11 protein-coding genes and 2 pseudogenes are annotated in these 11,844 nt (G+C 45.9%); 9 read left to right on the forward strand and 4 right to left on the reverse strand.

The window, feature by feature from the left end:
• Positions 1-60: 60 nt before the first annotated feature.
• A complete protein-coding gene (locus QH73_RS06040; protein WP_039715615.1) occupies positions 61-843 on the reverse strand; it encodes an MIP/aquaporin family protein in 783 nt (260 codons plus the stop codon).
• 5 nt (positions 844-848) lie between these two features.
• Positions 849-1,646, reverse strand: a complete 798-nt coding sequence (locus tag QH73_RS06045) for an SDR family NAD(P)-dependent oxidoreductase (RefSeq protein WP_039715616.1) — start codon at positions 1,644-1,646, stop codon at positions 849-851.
• A gap of 631 nt (positions 1,647-2,277) precedes the next feature.
• Here QH73_RS06045 and QH73_RS06050 point away from each other — a divergent pair.
• From QH73_RS06050 to QH73_RS29385, 3 genes and pseudogenes are all read left to right on the forward strand, one after another.
• A complete protein-coding gene (locus QH73_RS06050; protein ID WP_039715617.1) occupies positions 2,278-2,643 on the forward strand; it encodes a DUF305 domain-containing protein in 366 nt (121 codons plus the stop codon).
• Positions 2,644-2,760: 117 nt separating this feature from the next.
• Positions 2,761-2,877 (forward strand): annotated as a pseudogene (locus tag QH73_RS28065) (IS4 family transposase); the annotation flags it as partial.
• Positions 2,871-3,087, forward strand: a pseudogene (locus QH73_RS29385) (IS4 family transposase); the annotation flags it as partial. The pseudogenes QH73_RS28065 and QH73_RS29385, both read left to right, overlap by 7 nt.
• A 66-nt stretch (positions 3,088-3,153) precedes the next feature.
• Here QH73_RS29385 and QH73_RS06060 read toward each other — a convergent pair.
• The gene (locus QH73_RS06060) at positions 3,154-4,392 is read right to left on the reverse strand and encodes a glycoside hydrolase family 10-like protein (protein WP_201277957.1); all 1,239 of its coding nucleotides are present in this window, start codon (positions 4,390-4,392) and stop codon (positions 3,154-3,156) included.
• 421 nt (positions 4,393-4,813) lie between these two features.
• Between QH73_RS06060 and QH73_RS27705 the strand changes: the two genes are divergently transcribed.
• Positions 4,814-5,575 (forward strand): hypothetical protein, encoded by a 762-nt coding sequence (locus QH73_RS27705; protein ID WP_039715618.1) that lies wholly within the window; start codon positions 4,814-4,816, stop codon positions 5,573-5,575.
• On the opposite strand, the gene QH73_RS06070 is transcribed toward QH73_RS27705, so the two are convergent.
• Positions 5,477-6,967, reverse strand: a complete 1,491-nt coding sequence (locus tag QH73_RS06070) for a polysaccharide deacetylase family protein (RefSeq protein ID WP_039715619.1) — start codon at positions 6,965-6,967, stop codon at positions 5,477-5,479. The two genes, QH73_RS27705 and QH73_RS06070, sit on opposite strands and share 99 nt — an antisense overlap.
• 27 nt (positions 6,968-6,994) lie before the next feature.
• On the opposite strand from QH73_RS06070, the gene QH73_RS06075 reads away from it, so the two are divergent.
• From QH73_RS06075 to hoxE, 5 genes are all read left to right on the forward strand, one after another.
• The gene (locus QH73_RS06075; protein ID WP_132866683.1) at positions 6,995-7,333 is read left to right on the forward strand and encodes a hypothetical protein; all 339 of its coding nucleotides are present in this window, start codon (positions 6,995-6,997) and stop codon (positions 7,331-7,333) included.
• 3 nt (positions 7,334-7,336) lie between these two features.
• On the forward strand, positions 7,337-8,194 hold the full coding sequence (locus QH73_RS06080) for a Tab2/Atab2 family RNA-binding protein (RefSeq protein ID WP_039715620.1): 858 nt from the start codon (positions 7,337-7,339) through the stop codon (positions 8,192-8,194).
• Positions 8,195-8,410: 216 nt separating this feature from the next.
• On the forward strand, positions 8,411-10,933 hold the full coding sequence (gene ppsA / locus QH73_RS06085; RefSeq protein WP_052290042.1) for a phosphoenolpyruvate synthase: 2,523 nt from the start codon (positions 8,411-8,413) through the stop codon (positions 10,931-10,933).
• Positions 10,934-11,005: 72 nt separating this feature from the next.
• Positions 11,006-11,194, forward strand: coding sequence for a DUF2949 domain-containing protein (locus QH73_RS06090; RefSeq protein WP_201278030.1), 189 nt, complete (start codon positions 11,006-11,008; stop codon positions 11,192-11,194).
• Positions 11,195-11,217: 23 nt separating this feature from the next.
• The gene (gene hoxE / locus QH73_RS06095) at positions 11,218-11,745 is read left to right on the forward strand and encodes a bidirectional hydrogenase complex protein HoxE (protein ID WP_052290043.1); all 528 of its coding nucleotides are present in this window, start codon (positions 11,218-11,220) and stop codon (positions 11,743-11,745) included.
• The last annotated feature ends 99 nt before the right edge of the window (positions 11,746-11,844 follow it).

Below are 11,844 nucleotides of genomic sequence, written 5' to 3' on the forward strand. Positions count from 1 at the left end.
TCACTGTTCACTGTTTCCTATGTGACGAGTAGATATTGATAACTGATAACTGATAACTGTTCACTGTTTCCTATAGCCACAGCGAAAAATACAGCGTTTGTGATTGTGATGGTGGAGTTTGGCGCAGCGCACTGCGTTCCGACCTTTAAGGCGCACGTAAAGTTCAGATGCTAGCAGCATCCCTAAAAGTGGAGCAATGAAATAAACCCAAATTGCCGTCCAATTCTGTGCGGGAATTGCCGAGGCAAGAGTTCGAGCTGGATTCATGCTCATACCTGATAATGGCGCTTCTACCGTGATGTAAGTTGCAACTAGCAGTCCGGCAAACAGTCCGGTATATCGTGCCAATTTCGGGGTATTGGATACAAACAGAATCGTCAGCATAATTCCGAAGGAAATAATTGCTTCCGCAATGAATGCAATACCTGCACCAGCAGTCCCAGGAACAGTGACGATATAATTGACTGCTGGATCGGCGATCGCATCCCTCGAGACGACTGCAACTAACCACACTCCCAACAGTCCGCCGACAAATTGCGCCACGATGTAAAAAAATGCATCCCAAGGCTTAATCTTGCCCAAATGGAAGAACGTCAGCGTGACAACCGGATTAATGTGCGCTCCAGACTGCTTACCCCAAGGGGAATATATAATGGCGATCGCGGTCAATCCCATCGCTACCCCAATGATGCAACGGCGTAATAACGGATCGGCAATTGTTTGTCGCAGTGGTGAAGCTGGATGCTCCAGCAAGGCTGTCACAACACTGGCAGAAATCATAAAAATGCCAAGTCCCGCAGCTTCCATCAAATATTCAGGATAGTGACGACGTAGAGCGTTCATCTCACCTATTGCTCCTGATAGTTCCAAAGCAGTCCACCATCGACAAAAAAGGTACTACCTGTAATGTAGTCAGCATCAGAGGATGCTAAGAAGGCAACAACAGAAGCAACATCTTGCGGTTGTCCCAGACGACCGAGAGGAATATTGTGCAAGAGCGCACCTAACTTTTGGGGGTCGTTCAAGAGTTTGGTGTTGATCGGTGTTTCTATTGCTCCTGGTGCGACATTGTTAATTGTGATGCCCAGCGAACCCAATTCAACTGCTAAATTGCGTGTCAGCATTTTCATACCACCCTTACTGGCACAATACGCTGTAAAGTTAGGAAAGGGCAGTTCCTCATGCACCGAACTAATGTTGATAATCTTGCCAGGTCTTTTGGTTGTAATTAGATGTTGCACAAAGGTTTGAGTTGCAAAGAAAACTCCCTTCAAATTGACATTCATTACCGCATCGTAATCAGCTTCCGTCACTTCCCAAAATGGAGCGTGTTTTTCAATTCCAGCGTTGTTGACCAAAATATCTAGCTTGCCAAAATGTTCGATACTTTCTGCAACTAGCTGACGCACCTGATTCACATCACCTAAATCTGCCTTAACCGTGTAACCTTGAGATTTAGCGCATCCAGCCATGTAGCATCTACCACCAGCAGCCTGTACCTTTGCTAAGGTTTCCTCCGCTCCTTCTGGGTGCGATCGGTAGTTAATGACAACATCTGCTCCTTCTTGGGCAAGACGCACGACAATTCCCTGTCCGATTCCTTGACTGCTACCCGTTACCAGGGCAACTTTACCTTCAAGTCTCATGCAGATTCTCCTTGGATAGATAGCAATTAGTTCTCAAACGAGATACACAAGCAATAGTCAATATTGGTTCTGGAAAGACTAATCACGCTAATGACCGAATACTAGTTGCCGAGTCATGTTTGAGCAATTTCGTCAAGAACAATTGTTTTATAGCGGTTTTCAATTGGGTAAAACACGCGATCTGTAGGGGCGCACGGCTGTGCGCCCCTACAAGTGTCACGCACGCAATCGAGAATTGCTATTATGCAACTTAAGTTAATTGTTGCTTGAGCAATTAGCGGATGAATGATACACCTCTAAAAACGTTAATCGATCGAGCTGAGAATTTAGCTGCGATCTTCTTATAGTTTTCTCAGGAAAATCTAATTTTGACTAAATTATTAGTAACAGTACTTCAGAAAATCTAGATAAATTTTGAAGTAAATATGCTTTAAGTTTCATTAACAATAAGTTGATTAGATTTAAGTAAAATTTTTGTCGGCTCAGAGATTTTTTAGTATAAACTCAGCAATTTCTCAGATAATCCTTTTAAAGTAATTCTTTAAAGGTCATAGTTGTACCAGGGTAGTAAATCCAATATAGCTCTGGAACGTCAGCATGACAAAATTTCAGTAAAAGGAAACTTACTCTCATGAATGCTTTTGTAAAAAGTATTGCTTTAACGACTATTGGCTTAGCTATAGCAACTACCTCTGCAAGTGCTGCACAGGCAAATAATCCAGATACTAACACTACTAGCCATGCAAATATTGTCGAATTCGATCGTCAAATAGCTCAAATCTCGCCATCTAGTCGTCTGAATGAGACAAGATCGAGACGTTTCATCGATGAGATGATTATGCTTCGGATGAAAATGGTCGAAGCAGCTGAGGAAGCACTTCAGTCTCCGAATCCTGAAATCAAACGCATGGCACAGGAGGTCATCAAAACTAGTAATAATGAAATTAAAAAAATGATGGAAATGCGGGGGAAATTTGGTATATATGAAGATGGTTAAGTTGGCTGAAAGACCACTTTAAACAATTAAGCCTACAGGACAAAAAATGAGGAGAGGGGTTCAACAGGTGACAGAGAAAGGGTTTCATAGTAGTTACCACACCATCTGTGAAACCCTATGAACCAAGTTAACTTACTTCGAGACACTTTGAAACCCCATCTAGGATGGCATGGCGCTCGACTCAATTTTCTGGCTTTGTTTTTAATCGCCCTTATCAGAGTCAAAACAGTAAACTTTTAGCTTTGATGGCTTTGGCTTTATGTTGGGCGATCGCGCACTGGCGAATGGTTATCTTCTCATCGTCCTCTCAAGCTGAAGAAATATGGACGACGGCAAGCGAGTATTTTTCGTTATGGCTTCGATCGTCTTCGTTCCATTTTTACTGATTTAGACTTGAAATCTGATGACTTTCTTCACTCTCTACAATTTTTGTCCTGTACTTAGCTGTTTTCTACACTCAGCACTGCTGAGTCATTTCTTGCTGCCTAGTCTAATCTCCAAATCCTAGTTTCACGGTTGCAATATCGGTTCTTCGATCGCAGCAGCCCGTGCAGATGCAATACGGGAAGCAGGAGAACGGAACAATGCCTGAAAGTAAGACTGTCGCTGTTCGCTTGGTTCTGGGGCGTAATCCCATAAACTTTGGTAAAAGAAGAAAGCTACACCTAAACCGCGATCGCGTGTAGCCCTCACCTGTGCCTGAATCCGTTGCATTGGGACTGGATCGTTTCTCAAGCCCGTAAGAATGCCGATACCAGTAGGAATCTTTTGTTGTACCTCTTGAATTTCGGGGCGGGCAAGTTGTTGGAGAAAACTTTGCAGTTCTGGACGGTAGACTTGCACGATCAGTTCGTCAACAATTCCGTTACGCACCCACGCTAGCCAGTCTTGCAAGTGAAATTTATAAGCAAAGTCGTAGTAGTTGGGGGCGACGGCAAAAATTGCTTTGGGCTTGCTTTGTTTAACTGTTTGATTGAGTTGAGTCATAAATGCCGTAATTTTATCAGCCCGCCAACGCATCCACGCTGCATCGCCAGGATGGGCTGGACTGCGCTTGGTTTCCTTCTTGTACAGAGCCACCGTATATTTGTCATAGCCAAATTCACGCGGTAAACTCATGTGATCGTCAAACTGAATCCCATCGACATCGTACTTAGTCACGACCTCCCGTACTAGTGCGGTGATAAATTGCTGAACTTCTGGATGGAAGGGATTGAGCCATACAACCTCACCCGCAACATCAATTGAAGTTTTGCTCCCATCCCGTTTTTGGGTTAGCCAATTCGGGTGTTGCAATGCCAATTCTGAAGTGGGGGGAGTCATGAAACCAAACTCAAACCAGGGAACGACGAGTAAGCCTTGGCGATGGGCTGTGGCAGCGAGATCGGCTAAAGGATCTTGTCCCTGCAAACCTTTGCGCACGAAGGTTTGAATCCCTGTTTGTCGTGCTACGTTGCTATCATACTGAGCGTATCCAGAATTCCAGACGACGGGATAGATCGTGTTGAAGTGCAGCCGCGCTAGTTGGCTGACGGCAGCTTGCATTTTGTCACGGTCGATGAGGGTACTCGTATCGTTATTTGTCATCCACACGCCGCGAATTTCCTCAAAAGGTTGCTGGGCGATCGCCACAGGAGAAATACTATTCGGTATGGTTACGGCTAACAATGTACCTAAGAGTAAGGCAAGATACTTCAGCGATCGCCACCACTGTCTAAGGATTACGTATAATTTCAAATATAATTTCATAAGCTAAAATCGCAAGCTATCTATTCAGCACGCGATCGCGTACTTCAATTGTGAAAATTCACTTTTGGCAATAGTTCTTTTCTCCACCATCATTTACCAGCATCCAACTCACCATCCGTTGTCATACTGAAAACTATTAAGATTGCGTAAAAATTACTTTAAAAAGAGGCGTGAGAGCGAAAAAGAGACACGATAACAATTAAACCCTGCCCTTAGATTTCAGCAAAAATCTTTTGTTTTTAGTGATATATCAGTTGTTAACCTGCGATTGCCGCTTGAAATTAGCTTAAAATTCTGCTGAAGCGAGGCGGCTCAGCTAACGTATTTCCTCCTCAAGATGTGTCCGCGATCGCTCTGAGGACAGTAGCGTCCAGATTATCATAGTGGATATGTTACTACCGCTATATTTATTCTCATATCTATGACAGGGCTGACAAAAAAAGAAGCGGAGCGGATGCTGGAAAAGCAGATGGAAGCAGAACGGATGCACGACGTTTTGCTACTGCTGCAAAATTTATCCAACGATCAAGAAGCAACTATTAAATTAATCATAGATTGTCTCTACGATGCGGGTGCGGTCAATATAATAAATCAAAAGATCCAATTTCGCCCGCTGAATCGGATGACAAAATCAGTAGCGCGAATATCCAAACCAGTATTTAGGAATGTAGCATGGTATTGGTTTAGGCAAAATTGCCCGCAATTGATCGTAAATTGGTTGCTGACGAAGATTACTTTTCAGCCTAAGCGAGTCGCAGTAGCGATCGCTGAAAATCGACCCGAACCATTGGTAGAAAACGAATCCCGCCCTAGATCTCAGAACGAACCCCATTATTTAGATCGGGATTTAAATCCCAATTTAAATCGGGTAGCAACCCTCGATCGCGAAAATCGCCAGTTACGCCATCAAGTGCGGTTGCTAACAGGGGTTTCTGTTTTGGCGATCGCAGCTTTGGGTGTTGCCGTGACCATACCCCATCGTACGCTGGAAATTTTCCCTAGCCGAAAGCCACAACCAGGAGCATCGGCTAAAGTTAGCAGTTCAACTGGTGTGACTCTTGAACGAGCTTGTTTAACTGGTAGACTAACGAACTGCGATTTCTCCCCGTCGATAGAGTTCGCGGGCAAAGTCAGTCCACATTCCCTGTCCCCAATAGCGGAAACAACTAGTTTCCAACAATAAGTTATACAACAAGGCTTCAAGGTAGTCAGGAAGCTGAGTTACAGTCGGATCTTGCTGTACTAGTGGGTCGTACTTTGCATGAAATGCTGCACTGAGTTGATTCATCGGTGCTAAAACATTTTCGTAACCTTTGACCCAGCTGAGATCGTTCGTCCAAGATGCACCATCCATGTGAAATCGGTCGTCAGTGGCTTTTAATTGCGCGATCGCATGTTCTACCGCTTCTGGAGTCGCACTGTCTGGATCGACTTGCTGCCAGATTTTGTGTTGGTTCGCCGCTTGACAAGCTGGATAATCATCGGGATTAGCGCCAGCCGCCTCAATCAATTCCAAATATTCCGTGCCATTTAGTGCTACGATTCCCGCGTCATTATTGCCAGCATCGCGAATTTCATGATACACCCGAAATAAATCGCGGGGATATTCATTCATCATCACGCCGCCATTTTCTCCATCAGCAATTTGGGTTACGAGAGAGGGTACAGTGACGTTACCAACTTGTTGCTTCCCTCGCCCTTTGGCTTCAAAATAAGGCTGCATCTGGGCAACTAATTTCGTATCCGATCCTTGAGTTTTAATCAGCGCCGTAATGCTAATCGTTTCACCGTGTGAATTTCGCGCCACTAAACGGTTGGGAATGTATTTTTGGTCGTGGTGCAACCCCGTACCATCCAAACGTTCCACGGAATGTTCTTGTACCAGCAACCAGCGATAACCGCATTCTTTCAAAGCTTTAATGTATTCAAATAGGGTATCTGGGTGGTTGGGTAAGTGCATTTCGGGAGGAGAAAAACCCTTAACACGCCGCAAAGCATCGTAGCCAAAAATTGCGGCAAAATAATGCTGCCAAGCTTGAATGTGCAGCTTGAGATCGGGAATTGGCGTAGAAGGGACAACAGCATGACTCCACATCGTCCCCAGCCATTCTACGTAAGGTTGGTATTGGCGATTGCAAGTTATCTGTTTGAGATTGTTCAGAATATCTTCTCGCCCCATTTGCTGCAATCCCCACAATAGATTACCCGAATAGTCCAACATAATTCGAGGGTTGCAACCTTCAGCAATCAACTGTGGAATAAATTCCCCCATGCGTCCGTAGCACCAGGCAAAGACTCCGGCGTTGTGGTTATCCCCATCGTGAGGATGTTCAAACATATATTGCAGATTGCTGATGACCCCATTACCACCTGCGGGAATTGTCGGTTGGTGCATGTGCAGGGCGCAAGCAAATCCAGAAGTCAGATTTTCTAGACGCAAATTGGTAGTGGGTAAAAACACGGGTTCGCTGTGGTTCGTTACCGACTTTATTTCCGCCTCCCAGCCGCAAATATTTGGCAACCCCGACCTTGATGCTGCTAAAACAGGTAAGTTTGATATAGCTGTTGCCGTCATAATCAGTTATCAGTTATCAGTTATCAGTTGTCAGTTGTCGTCGGGGCGGGTTTAGCCAGTGGATTCACGGTTAAAGCCATCATCTTGGTTCAAAACCCGCCCGTACAGTTATCAGTTGTCAGTTGTCGTCGGGGCGGGTTTAGCCAGCGGATTTACGGTTCAAGCCATCATCTTGGTTCAAAACCCGCCCGTACAGTTGTCAGTTATGAGTTATCAGGGAGCAGGGAGCAGGGAGCAGGGAGCAGGGAGCAGTTAACCGTCAACCATCAACCATCAACCGTCAACCGTCACATCAACCAGTTCTCTACACCCTACACTCTAAACCCTTCTTTCTTCAACCACGACAAATTTACCAATGACGAATAACCAATGACCAATGACAAATTAATTTGGCAAGCTGATTTTTATCGTCGCCCGTGGCGAGATGATACCGGACAGGTATTGTGGGAATTGTTAATCTGCGATGCCGAAGGCGGTTCGCGAAGCGACCATCGCACTGGGAATTTTCGCTACGAAGCCATATGCCCTCAAGCAGCAGCCAATGCATCGTGGCTGGTAGAACAGTTGCAATTAGCTGCATCTCAGCTACCAGATATAATCCAAGTCTTTCGACCCCAATCTCTCAGTTTAATCGCTGCCGCAGGGCAAAAACTAGGTATTCCCGTAGAACCAACGCGGCGCACTGGGGCATTGAAACAGTGGTTGCGATCGCGCATACCTCAGTATTCCACTAATGGAGAATCCTACAACCCCCTCGCTATAGACAAACCACCCCCCGTCCCCCTACCAGAAAATTTGTGGGGCGATCGCTGGCGTTTTGCTAGTCTACCAGCAGGAGATCTCGAAGCTGCATTTAAAGACCGTCCGCTGCCGATCTTAGACATGCCGGAATCTCTACTCCCCCTAAATTTAGGCTTAGCATCGACAATTGCCGTTCCAGGGGTAATCATCTATGGTGACAGAAAATCCATGCAGTTAGCCCGTTGGTTGCAAGCAGCGCAGCCGATTGCCCTCAACTACGTTTCAGGCGAATTAGCGGGATTAGTTTTAGAAGCAGGGTTAGCAGATCGGTGGGTTGTAGCGACTTTTTCTGATAGTGAGGCGATCGCATCTGCTCAAACTTACGCACAGCGTCAGCAACAGAGTCAAGGTTTGCATTTTTTGTTGGTTCAACCCGATGACTCGGGCATGACTTATACTGGTTTCTGGCTGTTACGAGATGAGTAGAAAATACTTCTAGCGTACTTAAGTAGGAGACAAGAGGCGCGATAATTTTGTCTCCTGTCCCCTGTCTCCTGTCTCCTACCTAAATTTTTCCTCACAACTTCCTCAAACTGTTTCTATATAACCCATAACTGTAGAGCAAGTAGATAGAGTCAATGGCTTTTCCAAGGCTTATCGAGCTTCTATTGACTCAACCTAAATATGAGGGGAATTGAGTCTATGTTGCAATCAACAGCAAATCGGCAAAACCAGTTACAGATTTCTAAAGAACAAGCCTTTGTACTTTGGTTTGAGGAAGTTGGGATTGCAGATATCCCTTTAGTAGGTGGTAAAAACGCCTCTTTGGGTGAAATGATTCAACAACTGACACCCAAAGGCGTAAACGTACCCACGGGTTTCGCCACAACAGCTCATGCTTATCGCTACTTTATCGATCGCGCAGGCTTACAAGCGCAGTTGCGATCGCTATTTGCCGATCTAGATGTGGAAGATGTCAATAACTTGCGGCAACGAGGTAAGCAAGCCCGTGCTTTAATTCTCAATACGCCGTTTCCACCAGAATTAACCAGCGCGATCGCGGATGCTTATTTGCAATTGTGTCAAAGATATGGCGACACGTCAGCGAGTTTGTGCGATCGCCTCGCGCCAGAATATCGCGAATCCTGCCAGCGTTCTAGCGGTGAAACTGATGTTGCAGTTCGTTCTAGCGCTACAGCTGAAGATTTACCCGATGCCAGTTTTGCCGGACAGCAGGAAACATATCTCAACGTCCACGGCGTACAAGCAGTGCTAGAAGCTTGTCATAAATGTTTTGCTTCTCTGTTTACCGATCGCGCTATTTCCTATCGCACAATTAAAGGCTTCGACCATTTTAATATTGCCCTATCGGTGGGCGTGCAAAAGATGGTACGTTCTGACTTGGCGGCTTCTGGGGTGATGTTTTCGATCGATACAGAGACGGGTTTTAAAAATGCTGCCCTAATTACAGCTGCCTATGGTTTAGGGGAAAACGTCGTCCAAGGTGCAGTTAACCCCGATGAATACTTTGTCTTTAAGCCGACACTGCAACAAGGTTTTCGCCCCATTTTAGAAAAACGCTTGGGCAGTAAAGAAATCAAAATGGTCTACGATGTCGGTGGTAGCAAGCTGACAAAAAACGTCACCGTACCAGAATCAGAACGAGTCAAGTATGCTCTGACGGATGATGAAGTTCTGACTTTAGCTCGATGGACTTGTATCATTGAAGACCACTATTCGACAGTACGCGGCGTTTATACCCCGATGGATATCGAGTGGGCAAAAGATGGGATTACGGGAGAATTATTCATCGTCCAAGCCCGTCCCGAAACCGTACAATCGCAAAAATCTGCTAATACTATCAAGAGCTATCAACTCGTAGGAGAGCGTAGCAATGCGCCCGTAATAGTTAGAGGTCGTGCAGTCGGAGAGGCGATCGGTACGGGTAAAGCGCGAGTCATTTTGGATGTCCATAAACTCGACACTTTTCAACCAGGGGAAGTTTTGGTGACATACAAGACCGATCCCGACTGGGAACCGATTATGAAAAAAGCGAGTGCAATTGTCACCAATCAGGGGGGTAGGACGTGTCACGCGGCAATTATTGCGCGAGAAATGGGAATCCCCGCAATCGTGGGAACTGGGAACGCGATCGCCCAGTTGAAAACGGGTCAGGAAGTGACGATTTCCTGTGCGGAAGGGGAAGAAGGACGGGTGTATGAGGGGATTTTGCCTTATGAGGTGAAAGAGGTGGCGTTAGAAAACTTACCTCAGACGCGCACCCAAATCATGATGAATGTGGGCAATCCCTCGGAAGCCTTTAGTCTAGCAGCCATCCCAAATGATGGTGTGGGATTGGCGCGGTTAGAATTTATCATTGCCAACCATATTAAAGTGCATCCCTTGGCTTTGATTCATTTTGACAAGTTGCAAGATGCGGATGCGAAAGACAAAATTGCCTTGTTAACGCATTTATACGATGATAAGCCATCATACTTCGTCGATAAATTAGCTCAGGGGATAGCTACAATTGCGGCTGCTTTTTATCCCAAACCAGTAGTCGTGCGGTTATCTGACTTCAAAAGCAACGAATACGCTAATCTTCTAGGTGGGAAGCAATTCGAGCCAGAAGAAGAAAATCCGATGATTGGCTGGCGCGGTGCGTCGCGGTACTACGACGAGAAATATCGTGAAGGTTTTGCTCTGGAATGTCAAGCCTTGAAACGGGTACGGGATGAGATGGGTTTAACCAATGTCATTCCAATGGTTCCCTTCTGTCGCACGCCTGCGGAAGGGCGTAAGGTAATGGCAGAAATGGAGAAATATGGTTTAAAGCGGGGCGACAATGGGTTACAAGTCTACGTCATGTGCGAGATTCCCAACAACGTCATCTTGGCGAAACAATTTAGCAAAGTGTTTGACGGATTCTCAATTGGTTCCAATGACTTGACGCAACTCACTTTGGGACTCGATCGCGATTCTGGCTTGGTGGCGCACCTATTTGACGAACGCAATGAAGGCGTAAAGGAGATGGTACAAATGGCGATCGCTAAAGCTAAAGAAAATCAGCGCAAGATTGGGATCTGCGGTCAAGCACCTAGCGACTACCCAGAATTTGCCCGCTTTCTAGTCGAACAAGGAATTGACTCGATCAGTCTCAACCCAGATTCAGTTTTGAAAACTTTATTGGAAGTTGCTGCTGTTGAGGGTGTAGTTACACATTGACGTTTTTGTCAAGATGCAAATCGCGTCTTGACAGAAAATTTGACTGAACTGCGACGAGCGATGAAACAAGAGATGAACGCGAGCCACCAAGAGCAACTGCTTGACTTCTTACAAGAAAAATTGGCAATTCCACCCAAGGCGATCGCGATGGCGCTACGGCTGAACGAGCAGAATCCCGGTCCCTTACCCATGCTGCTGTGGCAGTACGGGTTAATTTCTCTGGAGCAGTTAGAGCAGATTTTTGACTGGATGGCAAGCTAAATTAAGCTGCGAGCAACAAAAATATGCATTCTCATCCCCCTGCAAAAGTGCCAGATCGAGCTACCGTCACGGCTCATCCCAGTGGCGATAAGCGTTTTAAGCTTCTAGATGTCACGATTAAGCGACATCAAGCTCGACAAGACGCACTGATCGAGATCTTGCACAAAGCACAGGAACTTTTCGGTTATCTGGAAGATGATGTTCTGTTGTACGTTAGTCGCAGCTTGAAATTGCCTCCCAGTCGCGTTTATGGTGTGGCAACTTTCTATCACTTGTTTTCCCTTGCACCCCAAGGAGTTCACACTTGTACGGTTTGTACTGGAACTGCTTGTTATGTTAAAGGTGCAGCACAAATCTTAGCAGCAGTCGAGCAGAACGTGAAGATTCATGCTGGTGAGACGACAGCAGACAAACAACTTTCTTTACTGACAGCCCGTTGCCTGGGTGCGTGTGGTATCGCTCCTGCGGTCGTATTTGACGGGACTGTGTGCGGACATCAAACGGCAGAGTCAACTTGCGATCGCCTGAAGGAATGGCTGGAAGGCAAGTAGATGGCGCGCCAGCCGAGTGCATCCTCACAAGTTTCTCATACTTCTTTTCTAACTTCAGAGTGGAGTCGAAATCGGTGGTGGCGAGGAGGCAGCTAAAAA

It is taken from the genome of Scytonema millei VB511283, assembly GCF_000817735.3.
Taxonomy (GTDB): domain Bacteria; phylum Cyanobacteriota; class Cyanobacteriia; order Cyanobacteriales; family Chroococcidiopsidaceae; genus Chroococcidiopsis; species Chroococcidiopsis millei_B.